At 49.0% G+C, this 26,721-nt stretch carries 27 protein-coding genes; 23 read left to right on the top strand and 4 right to left on the bottom strand.

Annotated features, from left to right (window positions below; all coding sequences use genetic code 11):
• The first annotated feature begins 116 nt into the window (after window positions 1-116).
• From ACMXD4_RS04395 to ACMXD4_RS04460, 14 genes are all read left to right on the top strand, one after another.
• Complete coding sequence (locus ACMXD4_RS04395; RefSeq protein WP_415879974.1) at window positions 117-818, top strand: cytidylyltransferase domain-containing protein; 702 nt, start codon at window positions 117-119, stop codon at window positions 816-818.
• Window positions 815-1,795 carry an NAD-dependent 4,6-dehydratase LegB gene (locus ACMXD4_RS04400; RefSeq protein ID WP_415879975.1) on the top strand — a complete coding sequence of 327 codons (981 nt, stop codon included), beginning with the start codon at window positions 815-817 and terminating at the stop codon, window positions 1,793-1,795. The genes ACMXD4_RS04395 and ACMXD4_RS04400 overlap by 4 nt, the downstream gene beginning before the upstream one ends.
• Window positions 1,788-2,927, top strand: a complete 1,140-nt coding sequence (locus tag ACMXD4_RS04405) for a LegC family aminotransferase (protein WP_415879976.1) — start codon at window positions 1,788-1,790, stop codon at window positions 2,925-2,927. The genes ACMXD4_RS04400 and ACMXD4_RS04405 overlap by 8 nt, the downstream gene beginning before the upstream one ends.
• Window positions 2,927-4,105, top strand: a complete 1,179-nt coding sequence (neuC, locus tag ACMXD4_RS04410) for a UDP-N-acetylglucosamine 2-epimerase (RefSeq protein ID WP_171696477.1) — start codon at window positions 2,927-2,929, stop codon at window positions 4,103-4,105. Before ACMXD4_RS04405 ends, neuC begins: the two co-directional genes overlap by 1 nt.
• Entirely contained in the window at window positions 4,102-5,169 is a 1,068-nt protein-coding gene (gene neuB, locus ACMXD4_RS04415) for an N-acetylneuraminate synthase (RefSeq protein WP_171696476.1), read from the top strand. Before neuC ends, neuB begins: the two co-directional genes overlap by 4 nt.
• Window positions 5,166-5,813, top strand: a complete 648-nt coding sequence (locus tag ACMXD4_RS04420) for an acetyltransferase (protein WP_171696475.1) — start codon at window positions 5,166-5,168, stop codon at window positions 5,811-5,813. The genes neuB and ACMXD4_RS04420 overlap by 4 nt, the downstream gene beginning before the upstream one ends.
• Window positions 5,814-5,816: 3 nt before the next feature.
• Window positions 5,817-6,869: a nucleotidyltransferase family protein gene (locus tag ACMXD4_RS04425; RefSeq protein WP_033157181.1), complete on the top strand. Its 1,053-nt coding sequence runs from the start codon at window positions 5,817-5,819 to the stop codon at window positions 6,867-6,869.
• Between the two features lie 133 nt (window positions 6,870-7,002).
• Window positions 7,003-7,848: a flagellin gene (locus ACMXD4_RS04430; protein ID WP_308441643.1), complete on the top strand. Its 846-nt coding sequence runs from the start codon at window positions 7,003-7,005 to the stop codon at window positions 7,846-7,848.
• Window positions 7,849-7,911: 63 nt separating this feature from the next.
• Window positions 7,912-8,349, top strand: coding sequence for a flagellar protein FlaG (locus ACMXD4_RS04435; RefSeq protein WP_415879977.1), 438 nt, complete (start codon window positions 7,912-7,914; stop codon window positions 8,347-8,349).
• Between the two features lie 26 nt (window positions 8,350-8,375).
• Window positions 8,376-9,773, top strand: coding sequence for a flagellar filament capping protein FliD (fliD, locus tag ACMXD4_RS04440; RefSeq protein WP_171696474.1), 1,398 nt, complete (start codon window positions 8,376-8,378; stop codon window positions 9,771-9,773).
• Between the two features lie 15 nt (window positions 9,774-9,788).
• Window positions 9,789-10,175: a flagellar export chaperone FliS gene (gene fliS / locus ACMXD4_RS04445; RefSeq protein ID WP_026602079.1), complete on the top strand. Its 387-nt coding sequence runs from the start codon at window positions 9,789-9,791 to the stop codon at window positions 10,173-10,175.
• Entirely contained in the window at window positions 10,175-10,507 is a 333-nt protein-coding gene (locus ACMXD4_RS04450; RefSeq protein ID WP_319960454.1) for a hypothetical protein, read from the top strand. Before fliS ends, ACMXD4_RS04450 begins: the two co-directional genes overlap by 1 nt.
• Window positions 10,508-11,053: 546 nt before the next feature.
• The gene (locus tag ACMXD4_RS04455) at window positions 11,054-11,908 is read left to right on the top strand and encodes a flagellin (RefSeq protein ID WP_033157177.1); all 855 of its coding nucleotides are present in this window, start codon (window positions 11,054-11,056) and stop codon (window positions 11,906-11,908) included.
• A gap of 106 nt (window positions 11,909-12,014) precedes the next feature.
• Entirely contained in the window at window positions 12,015-14,507 is a 2,493-nt protein-coding gene (locus ACMXD4_RS04460; protein ID WP_415879978.1) for a 6-hydroxymethylpterin diphosphokinase MptE-like protein, read from the top strand.
• A gap of 43 nt (window positions 14,508-14,550) precedes the next feature.
• Here the strand turns inward: ACMXD4_RS04460 and ACMXD4_RS04465 are convergent, their stop codons facing one another.
• Window positions 14,551-15,348 (bottom strand): inner membrane protein YpjD, encoded by a 798-nt coding sequence (locus tag ACMXD4_RS04465; protein WP_415879979.1) that lies wholly within the window; start codon window positions 15,346-15,348, stop codon window positions 14,551-14,553.
• A gap of 126 nt (window positions 15,349-15,474) precedes the next feature.
• On the opposite strand from ACMXD4_RS04465, the gene ffh reads away from it, so the two are divergent.
• The 9 genes from ffh to ACMXD4_RS04510 all read left to right on the top strand — a co-directional run bounded on the left by ffh (window position 15,475) and on the right by ACMXD4_RS04510 (window position 21,576).
• Window positions 15,475-16,830 carry a signal recognition particle protein gene (ffh, locus tag ACMXD4_RS04470; protein WP_415879980.1) on the top strand — a complete coding sequence of 452 codons (1,356 nt, stop codon included), beginning with the start codon at window positions 15,475-15,477 and terminating at the stop codon, window positions 16,828-16,830.
• A gap of 88 nt (window positions 16,831-16,918) precedes the next feature.
• The gene (gene rpsP, locus ACMXD4_RS04475; protein WP_026602075.1) at window positions 16,919-17,170 is read left to right on the top strand and encodes a 30S ribosomal protein S16; all 252 of its coding nucleotides are present in this window, start codon (window positions 16,919-16,921) and stop codon (window positions 17,168-17,170) included.
• A 26-nt stretch (window positions 17,171-17,196) separates the two neighbouring features.
• Window positions 17,197-17,688, top strand: a complete 492-nt coding sequence (gene rimM / locus ACMXD4_RS04480; RefSeq protein WP_415879981.1) for a ribosome maturation factor RimM — start codon at window positions 17,197-17,199, stop codon at window positions 17,686-17,688.
• 8 nt (window positions 17,689-17,696) lie between these two features.
• Window positions 17,697-18,437: a tRNA (guanosine(37)-N1)-methyltransferase TrmD gene (gene trmD, locus ACMXD4_RS04485; RefSeq protein ID WP_171696469.1), complete on the top strand. Its 741-nt coding sequence runs from the start codon at window positions 17,697-17,699 to the stop codon at window positions 18,435-18,437.
• A gap of 12 nt (window positions 18,438-18,449) precedes the next feature.
• Window positions 18,450-18,797: a 50S ribosomal protein L19 gene (gene rplS / locus ACMXD4_RS04490; protein ID WP_020484866.1), complete on the top strand. Its 348-nt coding sequence runs from the start codon at window positions 18,450-18,452 to the stop codon at window positions 18,795-18,797.
• A 97-nt stretch (window positions 18,798-18,894) separates the two neighbouring features.
• Window positions 18,895-19,401: a methylated-DNA--[protein]-cysteine S-methyltransferase gene (locus tag ACMXD4_RS04495; protein WP_205453395.1), complete on the top strand. Its 507-nt coding sequence runs from the start codon at window positions 18,895-18,897 to the stop codon at window positions 19,399-19,401.
• Window positions 19,398-20,282 carry a site-specific tyrosine recombinase XerD gene (gene xerD / locus ACMXD4_RS04500; RefSeq protein WP_205453396.1) on the top strand — a complete coding sequence of 295 codons (885 nt, stop codon included), beginning with the start codon at window positions 19,398-19,400 and terminating at the stop codon, window positions 20,280-20,282. The genes ACMXD4_RS04495 and xerD overlap by 4 nt, the downstream gene beginning before the upstream one ends.
• 2 nt (window positions 20,283-20,284) lie before the next feature.
• A complete protein-coding gene (gene lpxA, locus ACMXD4_RS04505; protein WP_415879982.1) occupies window positions 20,285-21,058 on the top strand; it encodes an acyl-ACP--UDP-N-acetylglucosamine O-acyltransferase in 774 nt (257 codons plus the stop codon).
• 95 nt (window positions 21,059-21,153) lie between these two features.
• Complete coding sequence (locus tag ACMXD4_RS04510; RefSeq protein WP_415879983.1) at window positions 21,154-21,576, top strand: DNA-binding response regulator; 423 nt, start codon at window positions 21,154-21,156, stop codon at window positions 21,574-21,576.
• Here ACMXD4_RS04510 and ACMXD4_RS04515 read toward each other — a convergent pair.
• The 3 genes from ACMXD4_RS04515 to ACMXD4_RS04525 are packed head-to-tail and all read right to left on the bottom strand — an operon-like array spanning window position 21,573 to window position 26,675.
• Complete coding sequence (locus ACMXD4_RS04515) at window positions 21,573-23,732, bottom strand: TonB-dependent receptor plug domain-containing protein (RefSeq protein WP_415879984.1); 2,160 nt, start codon at window positions 23,730-23,732, stop codon at window positions 21,573-21,575. The two genes, ACMXD4_RS04510 and ACMXD4_RS04515, sit on opposite strands and share 4 nt — an antisense overlap.
• Before the next feature lie 8 nt (window positions 23,733-23,740).
• Complete coding sequence (locus tag ACMXD4_RS04520) at window positions 23,741-26,101, bottom strand: EAL domain-containing protein (protein ID WP_415879985.1); 2,361 nt, start codon at window positions 26,099-26,101, stop codon at window positions 23,741-23,743.
• Window positions 26,094-26,675 carry a YfiR family protein gene (locus ACMXD4_RS04525; RefSeq protein ID WP_033157164.1) on the bottom strand — a complete coding sequence of 194 codons (582 nt, stop codon included), beginning with the start codon at window positions 26,673-26,675 and terminating at the stop codon, window positions 26,094-26,096. The genes ACMXD4_RS04520 and ACMXD4_RS04525 overlap by 8 nt, the downstream gene beginning before the upstream one ends.
• Window positions 26,676-26,721: the final 46 nt, after the last annotated feature.

Genomic DNA, 26,721 nt, shown 5'->3' on the forward strand with positions numbered 1-26,721 from the left:
AACTGTGGTGTATCAAATCCAATTTTGATGGAGCCGGATGTGGCGCCGCAGGCTAAAGCAGATAAGTCTATCCTTGTAGGGAATTTTAGTTTTCCTGGACAAATTAAAACACGGCTATGCAAATTAACACACTCATCGTTATTCCTGCACGTAGTGGTTCTAAGGGAGTAACCGACAAAAATATCAAGTTGCTTGGCGGTAAGCCATTACTATCGTGGACTGCCACGGCACTATCGGACGCGAATTTATCCGATTGCCTTGCCATTCTATCGACCGATTCCGCAAATTATGCAGACGTAGCCGAGCAAATAGGTTTGTCGGCGCCGTTCTTGCGACCGGCAGATTTTTCCACGGATACTGCTTCCGCCATTCAAGTGGCGGAGCACGCTCTTGATTGGTTTCTACACACCTACGGTTACCTACCCGATTGGCTGATGTGGTTGCAACCCACTTCGCCATTTCGTTCCCCGGCTATAATTCGTCAGGCTTGGTCGATTCTACAGTTAGGACAAGCGGAGGCCGTGGTGGGTTGTAAGGAAATCCACCGCGACTTGACTACATTGTTTCGCCTTGAGAGCGGCTTTATGCAGCCCTTGGACAATCAAAAACCCACCCAGACGTCGCGGCAACAAAGCCAGCCGCTGCTGACGCCGAATGGCGCGATGTACTTATGCAAGACCGATTATTTACTGGAGCACAAATCGTTTTACCCGCCAAAGACAGTGCCGCTGATCATGAATGCAATCCAAAGTCTGGACATAGATACCGAAGAAGATTGGGCCATCGCTGAGGCGTACATTAAACAAGGATTGGTATGAACAAGGTTTTAGTCACCGGCGCCGACGGTTTTATCGGCTCGCATCTTGTGGAAATGCTTGCGGCGAGCGGCTTTCAGGTACGTGCACTCACCCAATACAACTCTTTTAATAGTTGGGGTTGGCTGGAGGAGGCGGCCTGTAAAAATGAGATAGAGGTGATCTGCGGCGATGTCCGTGATCCGCAGTTTTGCCGGATTGCTTGTCGGGATATTGATGTTGTGTTTCATTTGGCGGCATTAATTGCCATCCCGTATTCCTATCAGGCGCCGGACAGCTATGCCGATACCAACATTCGCGGCACGCTGAACATCTGTCAGGCCGCTCGGGATAATGGCGTTAAACGCCTAATTCATACCTCAACCAGTGAAGTGTACGGCACCGCACAATATGTGCCGATCGACGAGAAACATCCGTTGCAGCCGCAGTCTCCGTATAGTGCGTCGAAAATTGCCGCCGATGCGATGGCGATGAGTTTTTTCAATGCCTTCAATTTGCCTGTCAGCATTGCACGGCCGTTTAATACTTACGGCCCCAGGCAATCGGCGCGGGCGGTGATTCCGACCATCATTACGCAAATTGCCGCCGGCAAAAAACGGATTCAACTGGGTGATGTCGCGCCGACGCGCGATTTTAATTATGTAGAAGACACTTGCCGGGGTTTTATCGCGTTGGCCGAGTCGGCGCAAGCCATCGGCGAGACGGTGAATATCGGCTCCAATTTCGAAATTTCTGTCGGCGAAACGCTGAATCTGATCAAAAGCATCATGGCCAGCGATGTCGAATTTTTGGTGGACGAGCAAAGGTTGCGGCCCGAGAAGTCCGAAGTGAACCGCTTGTGGTGCGACAACAGCAAGATCAAACAACTGACCGGTTTTGCCCCGCAAGTGACTTTGGAGGAGGGTTTGCGCCGCACCGTAGCCTGGTTTACCGAGCCGGATAATCTGAAACGATACAAAGCGGATATTTACAATGTTTGACAGCTTTATCCGCTTGGTCCGGGAGATTTATCAAACCGAACAATTCATCCCTTTGCACGAACCGCGCTTCGCCGGTAACGAAAAACAGTATCTGCTGGATGTGATCGACAGTACCTTCGTGTCTAGTGTCGGCCCGTATGTCACCGAGTTCGAAAGCAAAATCGCTGCATACACCGGTGCCAAGCACGCGATAGCCACCGTCAACGGCACCGCGGCGCTGCACGTTGCCCTGTTGCTGGCCGGCGTTCAGCCCGGCGAAGAAGTGATTACTCAAGCGGTGACTTTTGTCGCCACCTGCAATGCGATTCATTACTGCGGTGCCGAGCCGGTGTTTGTTGATATTGATGCGGCGACGCTAGGTTTGTCGCCGCTGGCCTTGGCGGAGTTTTTGGATCGATTCGGCGAACGCTGCGATGATGGCGTTTACAACAAAACCAGCGGCAAGCGCATCGCCGCCTGTTTGCCGATGCATACCTTCGGCCATCCTTGCGATCTGGCTGGGTTGATTCGAGTATGCGACGACTTCGGCATGCCGTTGGTGGAAGATGCCGCGGAAGCGTTGGGTAGCCGACTCAATGGCCAGCATTGCGGCACTTTCGGCAAACTTGGGGTGCTTAGCTTCAACGGTAACAAGATCATCACCACGGGCGGCGGCGGCATGATTTTGACCGACGACGAGGAACTGGCGCGCCGGGCCAAGCACCTGACAACCACGGCTAAATTACCGCATGCCTGGAAATTCGAACATGACCAAATCGGTTACAACTACCGCATGCCGAATTTGAATGCCGCCTTGGGCTTGGCGCAGCTCGAACAATTGTCGAGTTTTGTCGAACGCAAACGTGCCGTAGCACAGCGCTATTTGGATTGGGCGCAAACCAACGGCGCGCAAATCGTCGAAGAACCAGCCGGAACTCATGCCAATTACTGGCTCAACGCCTTGTTGCTCGACGACATTACCCAGCGCGACGCCTTTCTGGAATTTAGCAATACGCGCGGCGTGATGACTCGGCCGCTGTGGGAGCTGATGTCTGATTTGCCGATGTACCAACATTGCCAGCGCGATAATCTGCTGCAATCGCGCCGGCTGGCCGAGCGGCTGGTCAATGTGCCCAGCAGTGTGGTTTCGTGATGGCTGGCGCGCCGCGCAAAATCTGTGTTGTCACCGGCTCACGCGCTGAGTACGGTTTGCTGTATTGGTTACTGAAGGAAATTCAAGCGGACCCGGACCTAGAATTACAGTTAGTCGTGACCGGCATGCATTTGTCGCCGGAGTTCGGTTTGACTTGGCAGCAAATTGCCGCCGACGGCTTCACGATCAACCGCAAGGTGGAGATGTTGTTGTCGTCGGATACGCCGGTGGGCATCAGCAAGGCCATGGGTTTGGGCTTGATCGGTTTCGCCGATGCCTTAGACGATTTACAACCGGATATCGTTGTGGTGCTCGGCGATCGATTCGAGATATTCGCGGCGGCGCAAGCGGCGATGAATTTACGCATCCCAATTGCCCATATTCATGGCGGCGAACTCACCGAAGGCGTGGTCGACGACGCGATTCGCCATGCTATCAGCAAGATGGCTCATCTGCATTTCACGTCAACCGAAATTTATCGGCAGCGGGTGATTCAACTCGGCGAACAACCGGACCGGGTGTTCAACGTTGGCGCACCGGGGTTGGATAGCGTTTATAAGTTGCCATTGCTGGACAAAGCTGAGCTGGAACAAGCGCTGGATTTCAAGTTTGGGACACGCAACCTGTTGGTCACCTTTCACCCGGTGACTTTGGAAGCGGCGACGGCGGCCGAGCAGTTTGCCCAGCTGCTGCAGGCTTTGGATGAGTTTGACGATGTGCATATCATATTTACTCATGCCAATGCCGATGCCGATGGCCGGGTTATCGCCAGCATGATAGAGGAGTATCGACGACGCCATTCCCGCCGAGTAAGTAGCTATGTTTCCCTGGGTTCTCTGCGTTATTTGTCGACCCTGAAGTTGGTCGATGCGGTAGTCGGCAATTCGTCCAGCGGTATCATAGAAGCGCCGGCTTTTCATGTGGCCACCGTGAATATCGGTGATCGCCAGCTGGGACGGATTTGTGCGGATAGCGTATTGCATTGCCAGCCGCAGGCCGATGCGATCCGGGCTGCTTTGCACACGGTATTTTCCGGGGCGTTTACTGATACCTTGGCGCAGGTTGAAAATCCCTACGGGCGAGGCGGTGCATCATTGAAGATCAAAGAGTTACTGAAACATACGTCGATGAATGGGCTGCTGAAGAAGCGTTTTTTCGATTTAGAGGTGCTTGAATGAGTGTGTTCATCATTGCCGAGGCGGGGGTTAACCATAACGGCAGCTTGCAAACCGCGATGCAACTGGTCGATGCCGCTGTGGCGGCGGGTGCCGATGCCGTGAAGTTCCAGACCTTTAAAGCCGAAAAACTGGTCACCCAGTCCGCGAGCAAGGCGGAATATCAAAAACACACGACAGGCGCGGCCGAGAGCCAGTTGGATATGCTGCGCAAGCTGGAGTTGAAATATGAATTTCATTTTCAGTTGCGTGATTATTGCCAAAGCCAAGGTATTGAGTTTTTGTCGACCGCATTTGATTTCGATAGTTTGGCGTTTTTGGTGGACGAGCTTGGTCTATGCAAACTGAAAATCCCGTCGGGTGAGATTACCAATGGTCCGTTTTTGCTGGCCCACGCCCAAACCGGCAAGGACATCATTGTCTCTACCGGCATGGCTACGCTAGGTGAGGTGGAAACCGCGCTGGGGGTTTTGGCGTTTGGCTTGTTGGGTGGGAAGCAACCGTCTTTGGCGGCATTTCAACAAGCCTACAGTTCGGAAGCGGGGCAAGCGGTTTTACATGAAAAAATCACCTTGCTGCATTGCACCAGCGAATATCCGACACCGATGAAGGATGTAAATTTGCGGGCGATGGACGTGTTGCAGCAGGCTTTTTGCCTGCCGGTCGGTTATTCGGATCACACCGAAGGGCTGGTCGTGCCGATTGCCGCCGTGGCGCGGGGCGCGGTATTAATAGAAAAACATTTCACCTTGGACCGAAATCAAAAAGGCCCTGATCACCAAGTGTCACTTGAGCCCGCTGAATTAAAGCAAATGGTGCATGATATTCGCGCGATCGAACAAGCGCTCGGCCGCCCAAACAAAATGCCGCAAGTCGTGGAGCTACAAAATCGCGCGATAGCTCGAAAGAGTTTAGTTGCAATGCAGCCGATTGCTGCAGGTGAAACATTTAGTGCCGAAAATTTGACGACCAAGCGGCCGGGAACAGGTCTAAGTCCGATGGAATATTGGCGATTGCTTGGCCAAACCAGTCGTCGTCATTATGACGTGGATGACTTGATCGAATGAGTACGCCGGTCATTTTGCTGGGAAGCGGCGGACATGCGCGGGTGCTGCTCGACATGTTACGGCGGTTGGAGATTGAGATATTGGGCATCACCGATCCTCACCGACTGCCCGGAAGCGAGCACTTCGGAGTCAGGGTATTGGGCGACGACTCGGCAATACGGGCTTATGCAGCGGATGGTATCGCGTTACTCAACGGCATTGGTTCTCTGCCGCGCGATGGCGGCTTGCGCGCGAACTTGTACCAGCGCTTTCTGGCGCAAGGTTACAGGTTTAAAACCGTGGTCGACCCTCGCGCGTTTACAGCAAGCGACGTACAACTGGCCGACGGCGTGCAGGTCATGGCGGGCGCCATTATTCAGACAGGCACGCAAATTGCTGAAAACTGCATAATTAATAGCGGAGCGATTGTCGAGCACGATTGCCGTATTGGTCGCGATGCGCATATTGCACCCGGTGCGGTGCTGAGTGGCGGGGTGGAATTGGGCGACAAGGTGCACATCGGCACCGGCGCTACCATCATTCAAGGCCTACGTATCGGTTCCGGCAGCGTGGTGGGCGCGGGCAGCGTGGTGACGCGCGATGTCGGTTGCAAGCAGATCGTCTATCCGCCGCGTTCGCACATACAGAATTTGCAACAGGATTGATAAATGAAACAGCATTGGCAGCAGGTATTGATTCGCCCGGAAGCGACGTTGCGAGCAACCATTGAGGTGATTGATCGCGCGGCCTTGCAGATTGCGTTGGTCGTGGACGACCAAGAAAAATTGCTGGGTGTGGTGACGGATGGTGATATTCGTCGCGCCTTGATTCGCGGCTTATCCCTGGAACATCCGGTTTTCGAGGTGATGAATAAGCGGCCGAAAGTTGCCGCTTTAAATGACAGTAAGACCCAGTTGATTGCCATGATGGAGGGGCATCATCTCTACCAATTGCCGGTTGTCGATGAACAAGGCCGGGTGGTGCGCCTGGAGTCGTTGCAGGCGCTGTATAAGCAGCCGGCATTCCCCAATCCGGTGTTTTTGATGGCGGGTGGCTTCGGTACTCGTTTGCGGCCCTATACGGACGAATGTCCCAAGCCGCTGTTAGAAATCGGCGGCAAGCCGATTTTGGAAACCATCATTGAGAATTTCGTTAAGTCAGGGTTTCGACAGTTTTATATAGCCGTGCATTACCGAGCGCAGCAAATCAAAGACTACTTTGGCGATGGCGGACGTTGGGGAATTAAGATCGACTATATTGATGAGACCGAACCGATGGGGACTGCCGGCGCAATCGGTTTAATGCCGGACAATTTGCCGGATGTGCCGTTGATTGTGATGAATGGCGATATTCTGACCCAGATCGACTTTTCCAGATTGTTGGCCTATCACAACGAACAGCAAGCGATCGCTACCTTGTGCGTACGCCAATACGAGTATCAAATTCCTTACGGTGTCGTGAGATTGGAGCAGCAAAGAGTGGTGGGGATTGAAGAAAAACCCTTGCAAAGCTGCTTGGCCAACGCGGGAATTTATGTGCTGGATCACAGTTTGATTAATAGCATCTCAGCCCAGAAAAAGCTGGATATGCCGACCTTATTAAACCAGCAAGTGGCTGCAGGCGAGATAGTCTCTATGTTTCCGGTCAATGACTATTGGTTGGACATAGGACGCGAAGCCGATTTTCTAAGGGCACAGGGCGAATTCGCCAAGTATTTCTGAATGAGAGGGTTAAAGTTCTCCAAATTCGGGCCGATACATCATTCGAGTTTGAAACAAATCTTTTTAATTCAACACAACACAAAATCTTCGAAGCGCTGAACGTTCTCGAAATTTGGAGGGTAACATCATGGCAATGGTAATCAACACAAACGTCAATTCGTTGAACAGTCAACGTTTTTTAAATAAAACCAACGATTCACTGGCGACATCAATGGAGCGTTTGTCTTCGGGTTTGCGGATTAACTCTGCAAAAGACGACGCAGCAGGTTTAGCCATCAGCGATAAAATGACATCGCAAATTCGCGGTATGACCGTAGCAGTGAGAAACGCCAACGACGGCATTTCGATGGCGCAAACAGCTGAATCCGGGATGGGAGCTATTACCGATACATTGCAACGTATGCGTGACCTTGCGGTTCAAGCGGCCAACAGGGCTGCGGTGAGTGGTTCCGACCGGGACAAACTTCAAACCGAATTTAAACAACTGGGCCTTGAGATTAAAAGGATTATTCAGAATACCGAATTTAACGGTAAAAAAATCTTGAACGGCTCATTGGCGGGTGCTAACTTCCAAGTGGGTGCCAATACCACGACAGACAACCAAGTCTCTGTTACTGTTTCTAACTTGGAAAAAGTTAACAGTCTTAGTGCCTTGTTTGGCGCTGCGGGATATTCGATCGGCTCGGGTGCGGCTTCCGCCAAAGTGAGATCGGCAATTTCAGCTATTGATAGTGCGATCAAAAAGATCGATACTTTCAGGTCAACTTTGGGTGCTATTCAAAACAGGTTCACTACTACTGTAGCCAATCTGCAGTCTTCGATAGAAAACCAAAGCGCCGCTAGATCCCGTATCTTGGATGCCGATTTTGCCACAGAGACATCCAATTTGAGCAAAACGCAAATATTGCAACAAGCCGGTACAGCGATGCTGGCTCAGGCTAATCAGTCCGGTCAATCCGTGTTGAGTTTGCTAAGGTAGTTTTGATTGGGGGGGGGCGGACCGTAACCTCCCGTTTAATACGAAAAGCATAAGGTGAATGTCATGAACAGTGAGATTTCAAATGTGTTAAAGCTATCTCCCGTGACTGTTGCTAAAGCTGATAAGCAAACGGATGAAAAATCATTTGCGGGAGCCAGGGTCGAGGCTGACAAGCGTAGCCCTGGTATTTCCGCGTTGCAAAATGACTCGACTGTGTCCTCTTCAGTTTCTAATCAAGATCAGGACAAACAGAATGAGGCCAAACCTTCTTTCGATTCGGTAAAAAAAGCGGCGGATAAAGGGAACTCGTTGCTCCAATCGGTTAACCGTAATCTCCAATTCAAAGTAGATGATTCAACCAAGGAATTAGTGGTGAAAGTCGTTGATAGTGAAACGGGTGATGTCGTGCGGCAAATTCCGTCCGAAGAAATGCTGGCGTTTATCAGAAGAATGCAGGAGTTAGACGGCCAACAAGGCTCTATGATTCAGGATCGTGCTTAGTAAGTTAGTCGGATGAGGAGAGTGTCATGAGCATAGTTTCATCGACGGGTATTGGTAGCGGTATCGATATTGGCACCCTCGTGTCGCAATTGGTGACAGCTGAAGGTCAGCCGGCACTGAATGCGATACAGCGGCAACAAGACACAACGAATACGCGCTTGAGTGGGTTGGGGACCTTGAAAAGCGCGTTGTCCGATTTCCAGACGGTCGTAAGCAAACTTAAAGATGGGAATCTGTTTAAAACGCATAAAGCCGCGTCTGCCGACGAATCTATCCTAAAAGTCGCGGCGGGTGCAGGATCCGTGGCCGGGTCTTATGCCGTCGAAGTTACCCAGTTGGCGAAGGCGCAAAAATCTATTTCGGGGGAGTTTGCCAACTCGGCTGCCACCGTTGGGACTGGATCTTTGACTATCGCAACCACCGCCGGAGCTTCGTTCAATGTGACGGTTGCTTCGGGCAATAACACGTTGCTGGGGATCAGGGACGCTATCAACAACGCTTCCGGCAATACCTCCGTTACTGCGAGTATCGTTAACGTCGACAACTCGACCGGCACCGGCACGATTTCCAAGTTAGTCCTCACAGCCAAAAATTCAGGACTCGCCAATGCATTTACTGTGACGGGTACCGATGACGATGGTAACAACGCCGATACGTCAGGATTGTCACAAATTTTTTCTTCTAATCTGAGTGCTCAGACAACGGCTACCGACGCTATTATCAAAGTCGATGGTCAAACCGCGACGCGAAGCACCAATTCCATAACCGATGTCATCCAAGGTCTGACCTTAGATTTGAAATCTGCTCAAGTCGGTACCAAAGTAAACGTCGATGTTAGTTTGGACAATGAGGCTGTCAATAAAACGCTGACAAGTTTCGTCACTGCGTACAACAAGTTACATACCACTTCCAAAGATTTGGGCAAATATGGTGGAGGTACTGGCGGTAGCAGTTCCGGAAATGGTGCGTTAATCGGCGATGCTACCCTGCGTTACGTGACTTCTCAAGTCAGGCAGGATTCGGCAAATCCGGTTTCTTCAGCAACGGGCAGCTATAACTCGCTAGCCATGATCGGCATAAAAATAGATAAAGATGGCGTGATGTCATTGGATAGCACGCAGCTTAACACCGCATTGAGTGCCAGTTTACAATCTGTAAGTGACGTGTTTTCGTCGTCTGATGGCGTAGCGACCCGGCTTTATTCAAAATTGGATAACGTATTGCAATCGGGTGGGCCGTTGGATAGTCAGCAAACATCGCTGAAAAAACAATTGTCAGCCTTGGATAGTCGTAAAGCCGACGTGCAGGTTAGGCTGGATAATTTGCAAAAGACTTTGCAAAAACAATTCACAGCCATGGACGTCAATGTAGGTAAATTTAAATCAACCGGTTCTTTTCTAAGTAACTGGATCAGCAAATTGTAATGAAGAGGTTTTCCCATGTACGTTGATGCTCATAGAAAAGGCGCTAGACAATACGCAGAGGTCCATACCTCCAGCAATTTTGGCGAGGAATCTCCCCATCGGCTGATTCAAATGTTGATGGAAGGGTTCTTGGCTCGAATCAATTCTGCTAAAGGTGCAATTACTCACGGGGATATGGAAGCGAAAAGTATCTATATCTCCAAGGCAATCGGCATAGTGGGCGGTCTAAATGAAGTACTGGACTTGGAGCAGGGTGGCGAAATTGCCGTCAATCTTCGTCAACTTTACGATTACATCAACTTTCGGCTGTTACAGGCAAGCAGTGAAAACAGCGAGGACATATTAAACGAGGTAACTGTATTGATGAAAGACGTCAAAGAAGCCTGGGATGCGATTGCCTGATGTCTCTTGATTTCCCGGATCCTAATTTCTTGGAGTGGCAGCAACAATTACAAGGTTTTGCTGACAATATCCAAGAGTGCATACTAAAAGCGGAATGGGAGGGGCTGGCTGATATTTTGGATAAAAGGCAAGTTTGTTTAGAACAGTTTTTTGCGGGCGTAGCGTGCTTGCCAGAGCATAAAAAACTACTTGTCAAGCAAGTAGCTCAGTCGATGCTTGAGCAGGATGCGGTTTTTATTTCTTATATCGAAGAGCAAAAGTCGCTCTCGGCTGCTCAGCAATCAGTTTTGGATCGCGGCCGCAAGGCAATGCAGGCTTATAACAGTTACTAAGTTATCTGATTCAGACTTATCCCCGTTTTTCCCCGGGTCATCCCGTTCCAACACGCTGTTCAGCGTATCGATACACCCCTTAATTTCTTGATTGTTGTTCTGGCGGCAATGAAATGCCGCTCCTCTGTGTGTTCTTCTAAGGTTCTCAATTGTTTGCCTGATTTCAGCTTGCAGCATTCTTCGACGTTTTTGTAATCCTTTCGTATATTGAAAGAGCGATCCTCAAGTTATGTGATGCTTATGTATATTGTTGATTTAATTTAATTTTTTTGTTTTTATTGGGGGTGTTTGGTATGTGGTTCTTCTAGGTAAGGTATTTCGGAGGGGTGAGTCAAAAAAATGTCGTTCTAATTGGCTTAAGGCTGTTTAATTGGCGAAACGGCCTTTGATCGGGTGTGTTTTAGCCGTTCTTGATGATGCTAATAGCGTATTATTTTTTTAATTATTGAATTTAAAAGGGATTTTTATACATTGGCATGAAAAGTGATTGATGTTTAGTGGCGGCAATAATGCCTATTCCATTTAGTATCAACCGGGAGAACGATCATGCCATCATCAATGGTCATCAATACAAACATCGCGTCATTGAATAGTCAGAAGTTTCTGACGCGGACTAACGATAGCCTGCAAATGTCTATGGAGCGCTTATCATCAGGTCTCAGAGTCAACAGTGCTAAAGACGATGCCGCCGGTTTGGCGATTGCCGACCGAATGACATCGCAAATTCGCGGTATGACTGTTGCTATGCGCAATGCCAACGACGGTATCTCCATGGCGCAAACTGCGGAAGCTGGGATGGGTACAATCACTGAAACGTTGCAAAGGATGAGGGATTTAGCAATTCAGGCGGCCAACAGAGCGGCTGTTAGCGGTGAAGATAGGCAAAAGCTTCATACCGAATTTAAGCAATTGGGTGCAGAAGTTAAAAGGATTATTCAAAATACCGAATTCAACGGCAAAAAAATTCTAAACGGTTCTTTAAAGAATGCGAACTTTCAAATTGGAGCTAACACGGCGGCAGACAATCAAATATCGGTTACGGTATCCGATCTGCTGGCTGTGACAAGTTTAAGCGCGCTTTTTGGTAATAAGCATTCAATTGGATCAGCGGCTACCTCGGGAAATGTGCGCTCAGCAATCAACGCTATTGACACGGCAATCAGAAGAATCGATACATTTCGTTCGAATTTAGGTGCAATTCAAAATCGGTTTTCCACCACTATATCGAATCTGCAATCTTCTATTGAAAATCAAAGCTCTGCACGTTCGCGGATCATGGACGCCGATTTCGCTGCCGAAACTGCGAATTTAAGCCGCAGTCAGATTCTGCAGCAGGCCGGTACGGCAATGTTGGCTCAGGCTAATCAGGTAACCCAAGGTGTATTGCAGCTATTGAAATAAAAGTAGCCGCAGTATTTAGTCTCAATTCACGGTGTATTTGAATAAAGGAATGCTAAGCTGATACATCGCTAGTGAGATTCCGTAAACTTTAATCAAGAAGTAGCAAATGGATGATGAACTTGATCAGGTGAGACAATATGACTTAGGGCCAATAAGCGTAAATAATTTTGGTGAAAAATATTTTTTCAACCTGAATAGAAACAGCTTCGATAGAGTGAGTGCTGGAGTATTGTTTGACGCGAAGTTTGGTAAGGATCTGTTTGCCGAAGATACGCTTAATGTGGTTATCGGCACGGATTCAGGGTTATTGCCAAAATACTTGCAAAGCAAGTTTTTACCAAAGGGTACGCGCTACCTCTTCATTGAGCCGGAAGGCGTTTTACAGGCTTTAAAGCAAAACCAATTGCTTGATGGCTTGGATGAGAAGATTCTGTGTGTTGGTTTGGAGCAATGGCCGGAGGCTATTAAAAATTTCAAAATAAACGACTATTTGTATATCAACGCAGTACGCTCCTACAATGCAATTTGTGCGCAAGACGATTATATAGAGGAGTATGCAGAGCTAAGTTGGCATATCACGGAAGTTCTATCGCAACTGCATTGGCAAATTAGCGTCGAGCTGGGTAGTGAGGCGTTTATTGCCAGACAGATTATTAACCTAGCCGATAACCAACGGCCGGCAAAAGTGCTGGAAAAGGCCTTTGTCGATAAGACAGTATTAATTTTGGCGGGTGGTCCCTCGCTTGATGAGGTTTTACCATGGCTCAGATCGCATCGGAACGACGTTGTGGTTTTTGCGGTTTCCAGAATTTCTCGCCAGTTATTACAAGCCTATATCGAGCCGGATTTTGTGTTTTCGGTGGATCCGACTGATCTAAGCTTTGATATCAGTAAGGAAATGCTTGAGTTCAGCAGCAAGCCGATTTTTGTCTATTCCTACCACACTGTCCCCACTTTAGTTAACCAATGGCATGGTCTTGGGTTCTATCTTGGTCCGCGACTACCTTGGCCGTCGCCACTGAATGTAGCGAATATTGGCAGTGCGGGTCCTACCGTGACCAATACTGCGCTGAACGTAGCGTATCATTTTGGCTTCAAAAGAATAGTGCTCGCCGGCGTAGACTTATGCTTCACCAAAGAAGGCTTCACGCATGCCACCGGTAGCGACGAGCAACTGGCCGGGCCACGCTTTAATTTGACATCGTTGCAAGTAGAGACAAATGCCGGATTTATGGCGCCTACTAGTTGCGATTTTTCACAGGCTATTCTCTCGCTGGGTTTTCAGGCGAAACAGTTGTCGGGCATGGGATGTCGGATTTTCAATATTTCCGGTGGTTCTGCCAAAGTCGAAAATGTCGAGTATTTACCCATATCCGAAATTGAATTTGGGGGGGGCTCCATTAATGTGGCTGAAATCGTAGCCGAGCGCGTTAGCGAATCTGCTGAACATAGTAAATATCACAAACAAATTCTTGATGAGTTGGGGCGCGCCCAATTTCAGATCAAAGGAATTGCCCGTCTGGCGGAGAATGCGCGCCGTATCAACGACGAGATGTATAGTGCCGATGGGGTCATTGGAAACTATAAGGATAAAAAAAGACTGGATCAGATCGAGAAGAAGTTTAAGCGAGAACATAGGCATTACAGCAAGTTGGTAAAAAGCTTTGGTATCAGAAGTTTTATAAAGTTGACGAAGGCATTTAACGATGAGGCATGGAGTGCTGAAGAAGCCAAGCAACTTGGCAATGTTTTCTATGACGCCTATCGGGAAGGGGCAGCAAAATTGATGTGTTTGTTGGATGACGCTGTTGAAAGAGTTCAAGCCAGGCAGCAGGAATATGCGGATATACCTAATTTTGGTTTGGTAATCGAGCAATATCGAAAAGACAGAAGTTTTGGGCGCGTAAGATTGTGGAAGGCTGCTGCTGAGGTGCCGGTAGATGTTCGGGCTCAATTTGCCGATTTTGAAAAACGCTTCTTAGATATTGTTCATGATAAACATACTCGGCATTTTGCGAAGGCCAAAAGCCAGGGAAATCTTTCAAGTCTAAAGCAAAGGGCGGGCTTGTTATTCAAGCATAAAAAAATCGAAGAATTGAGTGATTTGCTGATTAGTTTGAGTAAGCATCAGGATCAGCAGGCGGTTGAGCCGTATCGCCATTTGATTACTGGTTACTTGGCCGAATTGCAACACGCATCGGCCCAGGCGCTGGATGCATATCGACAAATTGTTGACGGTGGTGGTGTGTTGGTAGAGCAGGCTCTGATAAGAATTGCGGATATCGGTATCGATAGTGATGACGCTCATACCGCCAATTTAGCGTTACAGTGTTTGTCGCAATTGAATCCCGTCTACTTACCCTTATATGCGGAAATGCAAAGGCTGCATGGCGATGTGATGGTCGCTATAGACGCCTACAATAATTACATCGGCCAATTCCCCAGCGATACGTTGGCGCAAATAAAATTGGCTAACTTGTATACGGAGCAAGGAATCTATGATGCGGCTATCATGATGCTGGATTATATTTTGGCTCAAAAACCTGATCTGGAAGTTGCTCTCACCATGAAGGCTGCGTTGGTTTCCGCTGGATTTTAACTGCGGATGTGGTGCTGTGTGGTCTCGGGCTATTTTTAAAGGGTCAAACTTTTTTCAATATCAATTCCAAAACCAATTTACTGCCGAAATAGGCTAATAGTAATGAAGTAAAGCCTATGAGGGTCCACTGAATTGCGCTTTGCCCACGCCAGCCATAGCGAATCCTGCCGAACAGTAGTGCGGAAAAAATTATCCAGGCCAGTATCGATAGTACGGTTTTATGAACCAAATGCTGCGCAAATAAATCTTCTACGAAAAAGAAGCCGGTGACTAAGGATGCGGTCAAAAACAGTAATCCCGTTGCAATCATTTGAAACAACAGTGATTCCATGGCTTGCAAAGGTGGTAAAGCAAGCATAAAGCGTTTGGGGTGGCGATGGCGCAATTGTTGATCCTGAATGGCCAATAAAATGGCTTGTAAGGCAGCGATATTTAAAAGGCTGAATGCCAATATCGATGTCAGTATGTGAGTGCTCATCTGCCAATTGTGGTTCACAATTAGGTGTGGCGTAGCTGGGTAATGAATATCTAAAGCCAGCATTGCTGCGGCGACAGGAAAAATCAACACGCCCAGTTTTGCCACTGGTTTGTCCAGCGAGGCAATTAACAGCAGAAAGCAAATAACCAAGCCTGCCAGCGATGCAGTACTGAAAAAACTGAAGTTGAATCCGTCATGGTTTTGTACGTTTAAGACGGTGTAGGCGCAATGCAAGCCTGCGCCAAGCCAAGCCAGTTGCATGGATAGCCGGTGCTGTTTGGCGCCAAAAATTTCTTTAACGATCAATGTTGCGGCAATCGCATAGCTTAATATCGAAAATAGGCCGACGGGTGTGGTGTACATGGCGATGGGAGGGGAATAATCAAAAGGTGTTGCGATACGGTTATGTTAAACTAAGCAGACCAATTGTTGTAATCCGTTTGTGTTGGCAGACATCCGCCGGAACCCTAGAAAAATAAAGACGCAGCTATGTTTGATAATTTATCTGATCGCCTCAGTGGCACACTAAAAAAAATTAAAGGCCAAGGTCGTCTGACCGAGAGCAATATCCAGGACACCATGCGCGAAGTAAGAATGGCTTTGCTGGAAGCCGATGTTGCTTTGCCGGTGGTGACCGATTTTATCGATCAAGTTACTCAGCGCGCGTTGGGTCAGGAAGTGCAAACCAGTTTGACGCCTGGGCAGGCAATGATCAAAGTGGTGCAGTCCGAGCTGGTCAAGGTGATGGGTTCGGCTAACGAAGAGCTGAATCTAAGGATCAACCCGCCGGCAATCGTATTGATGGCAGGTCTTCAGGGTGCGGGTAAAACGACTACGGTGGCAAAATTAGGTCGCCATCTAAAAGAAAAGAAAAAGAAAAAAGTCGGGGTGGTTAGTGTTGACGTTTATCGTCCTGCCGCGATTAAGCAATTGGAGACGTTGGCCGCCGATGTTGGATTAAAATTTTTCGAAAGCGATGTCAGCGAAAATCCTGTCGATATTGTCAACAGGGCTATAGATGCAGCAAAGCGCCAATTTTTAGATGTGGTAATTGTCGACACCGCCGGACGTTTGCATGTCGATGACGAGATGATGGCAGAGATCAAAGCTTTGCACGCCGCAATCAAGCCGATTGAGACCTTGTTCGTGGTTGATAGCATGACAGGCCAAGATGCTGCTAATACTGCCAAGGCTTTTCATGATGCCTTGCCATTGACCGGTGTCATTCTGACCAAGGCCGACGGCGACGCGCGTGGCGGAGCGGCGCTTTCCATTCGGCATATAACCGGTAAGCCGATTAAGTTTATCGGTGTCGGCGAAAAAACCGATGCCTTAGAGCCTTTTTATCCTGATCGGTTGGCTTCGCGTATTCTCGGTATGGGCGATATGTTGTCGCTGATTGAGAATATTGAGCAAAATGTCGACAAAAAAAAGGCCGAGCAATTAGCCAAAAAGCTGCAAAAAGGCAAAAGCTTCGATTTGAACGATCTGAAGGAGCAGCTTGAACAAATGCAGAATATGGGCGGGCTTGGCGCGATGATGGATAAGCTGCCGGGTATGAGCGGGGTGCCCAAAGATATTAAGGATAAAGTCAACGACAAGGATCTGGCGCATCAGATTGCCGTAATCAACTCAATGACTAAGCAAGAACGGCGTTTTCCCGATCTAATCAAAGGTGGGCGTAAGCAACGTATCGCCGATGGTTGCGGCTTGGATTTGCAAGCTGTAAATCGTGTGTTGAAGCAGCATCAAATGATGGAAAAGATGATGAAAAAATTCAGCAAGGGTAATATTGCCAACATGATGCGCGGTTTGAAGAGCAATATGCGCGGCATGAGAATGTGATTATCGTAATTTGTCCTTCACTTATTGTAAAAATCGCGTAGAATAGTTTGATTAAGTTTTTTGATTCAATGTTATTTAAGGTATTCAAATGGTAAGCATTCGTTTGTCCAGAGGCGGCGCTAAGAATCGTCCTTTCTATCATGTTGTTGTTACCGACAGCAGAAGCAGTCGCGATGGTCGTTATATCGAGCGCGTCGGTTTTTTCAATCCTTTAGCCCGCGGTGGTGAGCAAAGATTGGTATTGGATAGCGAACGCGTGCAATACTGGAAATCCAATGGCGCCCAACCTACTGATCGCGTCGCTAGATTGATCAAAGACGCCGATAAAGCAGCTGCTTAATTTTAGTTTTGCCAGCAGGGGATTTTTTGAACGTCGGCCAAGTGTCCGGCGTTTTTGGTGTAAAAGGATGGGTAAAAGTCTATTCTTTCACCGAGCCCCGCGAAAATATATTGCAGTATTCGCCGTGGATTCTCCAGAAGAATAGCCAAATCCAAGAAGTTAAATTGCTTGGCGGCAGGCGGCAAGGCAGCTTAGTTGTCGCAGAGTTGCAAGGTATTAGCGATAGAGATCTTGCCGCTGAGTTGATGGGGGCGGATATTCTGATACGCAAGCAACAACTACCCAAAGCCAGCGATGGCGAATATTATTGGGCGGATCTGATTGGGCTGGAAGTACGCAATCTAGAGGGTTGCCAATTAGGTAAAGTTGATCATTTGTTGGAAACCGGCGCTAACGATGTTTTGGTAGTAGTTGACGGGGAGTTAGAACGTCTGATTCCGTTTTTGCAGCAGAGTACTGTTTTAAAAATTGATCTTGACGAAGGCTTGATTCTCGTCGATTGGGATCCGGACTTTTAACTAAAGGCATGCGTTTTGATGTTATCAGTCTCTTCCCAGAGATGGTATCCGATGCCGCTAGTTACGGAGTAACCGGCAGGGCGATTGAACGAGGCTTGGTAGGTTTGTCGGTTTGGAATCCCCGCGATTACACGCTCGATAAACACCGGACCGTCGATGATAGACCTTATGGTGGCGGGCCGGGAATGGTCATGAAATGCCAACCTTTGCTCGACGCAGTGGATGCAGCCAAACAGCATAATGTCTTGGTTAACCGCAAAGTAATTTGCTTGAGTCCGCAGGGTCGTTTGCTTAGTCAAGAGTTGTTGCTGGATGCGAGTCGCTACGATCAATTGATCCTCGTATCCGGTCGTTATGAAGGTATAGACGAGCGTTTTATCCAGCATGCTTGCGACGAAGAATGGTCGCTGGGCGATTATGTCATCAGCGGTGGCGAACTGGCAGCCTTGATAGTAATCGACGCGGTTACCAGGTTAATTCCTGGCGTACTTGGTGACGATGAATCTGCTAAACAAGATTCGCATTTTGATGGACTGTTGGATTGCCCGCATTACACGCGACCCGAGCATAGCGATATTGGCGACGTCCCTGATGTGTTGCTCGGCGGGAATCACGCCGACATCAAGCGGTGGAGGATGAAACAAGCGTTGGGGCGGACTTGGTCGAGGCGGCCGGATATGCTTGAAAAAGTAACATTAAGCGCAGAGCAGGATGCTTTGTTGAAAGAATTTAGAACTGAAGTTGTTTAATAGGGTGTGGTTATGAGTAAAATTATTGAAGAATTGGAAGCTGAACAGCTGAAAAAAGATGTACCGGAATTCGGACCTGGCGACACTGTCGTGGTGCAAGTTAGAGTAACTGAAGGCACGCGGGAAAGGTTACAGGCTTTTGAAGGCATTGTGATTGCAAAACGTAATCGCGGTTTGAATTCAGCATTTACTGTCAGAAAAATTTCGCATGGCGTGGGTGTTGAGCGTGTTTTCCAAACTCACAGTCCATCAGTTGGCAGTATCGAAGTAAAACGTCGCGGTGACGTTCGTCGCGCTAAACTTTATTATCTGCGCGATTTGGCTGGTAAAGCCGCACGTATCAAAGAGAAACTTTCTTAATACGCTGCAATCTGGTTCGTTTATAGCGAATCAGGTAATGAGAAAAGGCGGCCTGCTCAGCTGCCTTTTTTTTTGCCGATAGCAAAAGAGAGATGTGATGCCTTTACATATCGTTTGGCAAAATGTTGCGGATGGTGAAGAGTCCCTGCTCGCCGTGCCACTACTCAATGCGGAATTGATATTAACCATGGCCGGTGAAATCATTACGGATGCATCTTGGCACGTTGGCGGAGAGTTAACTAAGACTTTGTCACCACAGGCTGTTAGTGTGCAAAGTTATCTGTTAAACCCGATGCAAACCGAACTGCATGTTACCTTGCTAAGCCAGGGTAGCGTGTACGCTAATACGGTTTGGAGTGCGTTATTGGCTATTCCCGTCGGGCAAGTGGAAACATATTCGGGGTTGGCGGAAACGCTGGGTTCAGGACCTAGAGCAATAGCGGGGGCTTGCCGAAATAACCCTTATGCCGGGATTATCCCGTGTCATCGGGTGGTGGCAAAGCGTGGCATCGGCGGTTTTATGGGGCAGGGCGACGGCGAGTTTGTGGCGCTTAAACACCGTTTACTCGAGTACGAGCGTGGTTTGGGATTGGACAGGGAATGAATTCGGCGCAGACCATAGAGGCATTCTTAAACGCATTGTGGTTGGAATTTGGATTAAGCGACAATACGCTATCGGCTTACGGCAGCGATCTTAAATTGTTTGCGAAGTGGCTGAAGGATAAGGATATAACCGCTGTTGACGACACGACGATCAAAAGTTTTTTGGCTAACAGACAGCAACAAGGTATAACCAGCCGTTCGTCGGCCAGAATTGTCTCTTGTTTGCGGCGCTTTTACGGTTATTTGCTGCGCGAAGGTAAGATTAATATCGATCCTACCCAATTAATAGACTCGCCACAGCTTGGTCGCACGTTACCTGATTCATTGTCAGAAACCGACGTCGAATTGTTGTTAAATGCTCCGGAAGTTACCGACAAGTTGGGTTTTAGGGATAGAACGATGCTTGAAATGCTTTACGCCACAGGGCTGAGGGTGTCCGAGTTAGTCGAACTGAAGTTTAGCCAAATTAATTTTCGGCAAGGTTGTGTGCGCATCGTCGGCAAAGGCGACAAGGAACGCCTGGTGCCGGTTGGTGAAGAAGCCATGGATTGGGCCGAACGTTATCTGAATACTGCCAGACAAGCAATCCTGGGGAATAGGCAAAGCGACTATTTGTTTGTTACCACCCGGGGCACTTCTATGACCAGACAGGCTTTTTGGCACATTATCAAACGCTATGCTGTGCGGGCAGGTATCGATAAACATTTGTCGCCGCATACGCTGCGTCATGCGTTTGCCACGCATTTATTGAATCATGGCGCTGACCTTAGAGTGGTTCAGCTACTGCTCGGCCACTCGGATTTATCCACTACCCAAATTTATACGCATATTGCCCAACAGCGTTTGAAAGTATTACATACCCAACATCATCCAAGAGGCTAACCATGACTGCATCGATTCATCCCACCGCTTTTATCGAAACCGGCGCCATGCTTGGAGAAAACGTCAGCGTTGGCCCGTTTGCGGTGATAGAGGCGGGTGCGGTAATTGGCGCGAATAGTCGAATAGGTGCGCATGCCGTAGTGCATGCGCATGTCAAAATAGGCGACGGTAATGTGTTACACCCGCACGCTGTACTAGGCGGCTTGCCGCAGGACTTGGGGTTTGATGCGCAAACCGAGTCGTGGCTAGAGATTGGGGACAATAACGTGTTTCGAGAAGGATTTACCGCCCATAGGGCTACAGTAGCTGGCAGCGCTACCAGGATCGGTTCAGGTTGCTATTTCATGAACAACAGCCACGTTGCCCATGATTGCGCGGTTGGTGACAAAACGATTTTTGCCAATAATGTGGCGATTGGCGGTCATGTAGAGGTGGGGCATAACGTGTTTATGGGCGGGGCGGTAGTTGTGCATCAATTTTGCCGGATCGGCGCTTATGCCATTGTGCAAGGCACTACGGGGATTAACATGGACGTGATCCCGTTTATGCTGATAGGTGGCCGGCCCGCGAAACATTATCGGCTCAACATAGTGGGCTTACGGCGAGCCGGTATAGTAGGTGAGAATTACAAAGTGCTTTCCGCCGCGTTCAGATTGTTAAAAAATAAAAAAAGCCTCGAAGAATTGCAATCTACCGAAGAGCTGCAATACTTAAGGCGTTGGCTGGCGGTCGATTCCAAGCGTGGATTACACGGATTTATCGATGTTACCAACTGAATTCAATAGTCAGGGGCAATGCCGTAGGAATTTAACAAATTAGTTCCGGAGGTCAAAGTGGCAAGCCAGTCAGCTAACAGACAGCAAGATTTATCATGAAAATACAAGTAATCGATAGCATCGACCAAATCCAGCCACTGATGTTGATGGCGGAAGCGGATGTTGCGTTTTATTCGGATGAGATCCAAGCTCTTAATGCTGCCGAACAGCTCCAACCCAACATCATTTTGCTGAATTTTGCGTTGCGCGGTAGCCAAACGCCCGACTATACCAACTTGTTATTGGCGGCCAGTCCTGCCAGTAATATCGTGATCATCGGCGATGACTTGCATGAAGAGCAAATTCTGCACTGCGTGTTGGCCGGCGCCAAGGGCTATCAGAATAGTCAGTCACTGGCGGCCTATATCAACAGAATGATCCACGCAGTCGCGGCTGGCGAAGCTTGGTTGAGCCGTAAGATCGTTGCTTATCTTCTGGATGCCATCCACCGGAATTATTCGCTGCAAGCAAGCAGCTAAAAGTGTAAACCAGCCTCGAAATAAAAAGTTTGTCCGGCGATGGGCAAATTATAAGGATAACTGGAGGTAGCCGGTTCCTTGCCGTGGCTATCGAACAGGTTCCGAGCCGATGCCGTCAGATCCAGATATCCCATCAGTTTTTTCGCATTTAAAGTTAGGTCGACCGTTTCATAATCTTTTAAAACTCGCGTATCTTCCGGGCTGCTAAGGCGGTGACCTATCCAGTTAATTTGGGTTTGAATCTGCCATTTCGGCATAAAATTCCAGGCGAGTGCGGTGTAAACATGATGCTCGGGGACATTGCTAACCCGGGTGTGCGTCGCTTCGCTACGGGCAAATTGCCAAGCGTAGTTACCGCGCAGATTCCAATCTGCGTGAAATTTCCAATCCCATTCAAACTCGCTGCCATAGCCGTCCTGACCTGACGTGTTACGCTCGGTTAGCGTGCCGACGCCGGAAATCGGGCCGCTAATCAAATCGCGGATCTCATAATGGTACAAATTCAACGCGGTTCTCAGATTCTTCGTTGGACGATAATCGAATGCCAGCTCGGTAGTTGAGATGGTTTCCGGGCTCAAAGACGGGTTACCAAGGAAAAGCGGACTGTTTTGTTGATATTGTTCTACGAAGCTTGGCGCTCTGTAAGCTTGTCCATAGAGCAATTTAGCAGTCAATTCAGAATTGATGTTCCAGACCAACGCAGCGCGGGGGTTCAATGTGCCGCCAAAGTCGGAATAGTGGTCAAATCGCAAACCGGTGGTCAGGTGCCAGTCCTTGGCAAATTGCCATTCGTCTTGTATCGCCGCGGACCAGATGTCGCGATGATGGTCGTCAATGAATGTGAGAGGGGTTCCAGTTAAGTCTTGTAAACCGCCAGCAACATTGATGGCGGGAAATGCCGATAGCCCGGACCCGTTGATAACACCTACGCCGTAATTGCGCGCTTCCTGGGTGTTCATCTCCTCATAGCGGAAGCCGGCGATCATGCGGATTAAATGATCGGAAAAGCCTTTGTAAATACTGGTTAACTCAAAACTGGGTACCGTGTTTTTAAAACCGGCAACAAAACGCAGCCCCTCCGGAAATAGCACCAAGCCTCGGGTCGCCGCCAGTTGATCGGTGACGTTGCTGTCCGCGCCAATCGGTAAAATTGAGCCGGCCGGAAATCCGTAAATATTGGCGGATACATCGCTGTGTAAAAAGCTGGCGTGTGCTTGTAGTTCCCAGTTCTCCAAATCATCCTCAGTGGAATAACGCACATCCGCCAAGTAATTGCTGCCATTGCCCTTGCCCTTGTTATCCAGCGCGCCATAAGCGCCGGAACGAAACCCGTAATCGCTTTCGTTAAAAGCCCAAAATCCCAAATCCCAATGTTTGCGCTGTAAGCTGAGATGACCGTTCCAGCGTTCGTTTTGGGTTTGCATGGGGCCGGGAGCGAGCGATATATTCGTTCCCAACGCTTGGTCGACTTGGGTTTGCGCGTCGGCGGCGATGATTCGATCTGGATCGACCCCGTTATGGCTATATTGCAGGCTACCCGCCACATCCCAGCCTTGCCATTTGCCGCCGTATTGGCCCCAAGTGCTTTTCGTATCGGCATTGCCGCCGCGTGCGCCGACCGTGACGCCGTCAATATCCGCTGCCTTTTTGGTGACGATATTAATCACCCCCGCGAAGGCGTCGGCGCCGTAAAGTGCGGAGCCCGGCCCGCGAATCACCTCGACACGTTGAATATTTTCGACGGGAATAATCATTCCCGCCATATGCGTACCCTGATAGGGCACGGAGAAACGTGTGCCGTTGAGCATGAGCAAGACTTCGGCATTGGTTTCATTGCGCATGCCGCGCATCGTGTAACTATAGTCGTTAGTCACCGGTTGGATCGTCACATGCATGCCAGGTACGGTTTCCAACACCTCGTGCAGATCGGTAGCGCCCATCGTGGCAATTTGCTCGGCGGTGATAACGGTGGTCACCGCTGCCGATTGCGATACCGATTTGGCGGTACCCGAGGCAATACTCACTGAAATATTAGCTAATTCCGCTGGCGATAAATCCAGAAAATCGTTGACGGTTTGGTCGGCATAGGCCTGCTGACCAATGAGGCTAAGGACTAGAGAGTGTTTGAAAAGCCGTTTCTTCACTGTTTTCAGCATAGGATTTCTCATAATTCCCGCAGAGGTACCGGTTTGGCAATGCCGTAGCCTTGTGCGTAATTCACTCCCAAGGTTTCTAGTAGATCGAAAATACTCTGGTTTTCCACAAATTCGGCGATGGTTTTTTTGCCCATTACATGGGCGACCTCGTTGATCGCTTTAACCATAGTCAAATCCACCCGATCATCCATTATGTCCTTCACGAATAGCCCGTCTATCTTTAAATAATCCACCGGTAGGTTCTTTAGGTAAGCAAAAGACGATAGGCCACTGCCAAAATCATCCAGGGAGAACGAGCAGCCTTTTTGGCGCAGCGAATCGATAAATTGCCGGGCATAGGAAAGATTGCTAATGGCGGCTGTTTCGGTGATTTCGAAACAAATCTTGTGGGTGGGTATCTGCCATTTGCGGAATTGCTCGTCGATAAAGCCCAGCATGGCTTGGTCCGACAGCGACAAACCGGACAGATTGACCGAGCACATTTCCAGTCGGTCCAGAAAGCCTGGCGTCGTTGCCAAGTGCTCGAACAAACGGGAGATCACCCAGCGGTCTAAAGGCGAAGCCATATTGTAGCGTTCTGCGGCAGGTAGAAAAGCACCGGGCGGAATCACCTTATCTTGATCGTCTCGGTAGCGGATTAAGGTCTCGAAATGCAGACCACCACGATTAGCGGCTATGGGTACGATCAATTGACCGAACAGCTGGAAGCGGTCTCGCTCGATTCCCAGGCGGATTTTTTCCACCCATTGCATTTCGCCTTGGCGCAGCGTGAGTTCTTCGTCGTCCGGACTGAATATATGTACTCGGTTGCGGCCTTTTTCCTTGGCGGCATAACAGGCGGCATCGGCTTCTTTCAATACATCAACAGCATTGCCGCAGGCGCGATTGATCGGGGCGATACCAATACTTACGCCGATATTGAAACTGCGATTTTCCCAGGCAAATTGGAAGTCGCATACCGCATTACGTAACTTTTCGCCGGTGATGATGGCTTGTTCCAGAGAACAATACGACATCAGGATGCCAAACTCGTCGCCGCCCAGTCTAGCCAATATGTCCATTCTGCGTACTTGTTGACGCAGTACTTCGCCGAGCTGCCGTAGTAGCTCGTCGCCGGCCAGATGGCCGCAGGTATCGTTGACGATTTTGAATTGATCCAGATCCAAATAACACAGAACGTGATGGCTGTCGTTGGCTTGCGCCTCCAACACCAAGTTTTGAATATGGATGTCGAATTGGCGGCGGTTGACTAGGCCGGTCAATTCGTCGTGGCTGGCCTGATAAGCGATTTTTTCCGAGAGGCGTCGGGTTTCGGTAATGTCTTCGCAAACCAGCAACAGGTGCGAACGATTGTTTTCGTCTTTCACCAAGCGCGCGGTTTCCCTGGCCCAGATGATGTTGCCGTTGCGGCAGATGATGCGGCTTTCCAGCTTATGTACTTGTTCGGGATGATTACGGCAGATTTGGAAGAACTGGTTGCAGTTACCTATATCTTCGGGATGGGCGAAGTTGAAAATAGAGCAGCCTTGCAGTTCCTCAACGCTCAAACCCAGCTGGCGGGCGCCGAAGCGGTTTACCGAGATGATTTGCCCTTGCATATCCAGGTTAAACACCATGGTCGGGTTGTTGTCGTACAAGGCCTGGAAGTTATTTTTGACACTAATCAAGGCTTTGTTTTGAATCTCCACGGTATCCAGCATACCGTTGAACGCATCGACCAAAATGCCCATTTCATCATTGCTGTGCTTGGCTGCGCGCAAGGAATAGTCGTGTTCCTGGCTGACTTTCTGCGCGGTTTTAGCCAGTTGTGCGATGGGTTTCGCCACCCGGTTTAATAAGGGGGCAGTCAGCAAAAAGGTAATCGATAACGCCACAAACAATACAATCAGCACCACACCGATAAATTGCAGTTCTCGCCAGAAGGCCGCACTGAGGTCCGACGACAGAAAGATTCCGCCGACAATTTCGTCGTCCAGGCGCATGGGCTGATAAACATAAAGGTTGAGTTTATCGAAATAATTACGCAAGCCATGCGATACGATCGGGCAGGTGGCGGATTGCTTGTCCAGCGAGGTGAATAACTGACCTCTTTTGGTGTAGACGCAAGCGCTGCGCAAATCGGGGAGATTATTCAAGGACACCAAGTTTTCCTTGGCCAAATTGGCGTCGTCGAACATCACTGCGGCCACACTTCGGTTGGCGATCAGGCTGGCTACGGCTATTAAATCACTTTGGGCCTTGCGCTTTACTTCGGTGACGTTCACCGTTACCAAAATCACCAAAGCCAACAGCATGGAAAATAAGCTGGAGGTGATGGCGATGCTGAACAATTTGCCTTTGATGGATAGCCGTGAGAAGAATCTACTCATGCTCGCCCCCCTCCACCAGCGTGGCAACTTCGATGAGTTTGGCGCTGACGTTAAAACCGCTTTGCTTCAAAGCCTTGAGGTTGAGGTGCAGTTTGACTTTGCCGTCGTCGAGTGCAAAGCCGATCATGCCGCCGGATTCGGCAAAAAACGGCTCACTACTGACCGTCAGTGATTTTTTCAGCGATCCGACCAGTAATACACCGGGTAAAGCAAGGTCCGCCCGCTGTTCGGGATTGTCGAAATAGACGATGTCGCAATCTTTCGCCTGTTTGGGCGCATCGAATTTGAACAACCGAATCGGTTTTTCCTGAACGGTCTTGCTCTCCAGCGGGCTCAGCAGACTGCCGAAAGGGTCGTGGCCGATGATACAAATATTAAAGGTGGGGCTGGCTTTTTCCGGCCAAGTGATGAATTTGGTGAAGTTATAGAGATAGGCGGCCTTGACCTTATACTCCAGGTTCAGTTCGTCTGCCGGCGACGGCTGACTGACAACGCAACATAGGATTACCCACTTTACGAGCTCAAAAGCGCGCCGCAACGACAATGCGTCATCAGTGGAAAAGACGGAAACCAAGGTTATTCCCTACCGGATAAAATCATCAGGCAAGGATAGTTGAAAA

The organism is Methylomonas sp. TEB, assembly GCF_047777895.1.
Classification (GTDB): domain Bacteria; phylum Pseudomonadota; class Gammaproteobacteria; order Methylococcales; family Methylomonadaceae; genus Methylomonas.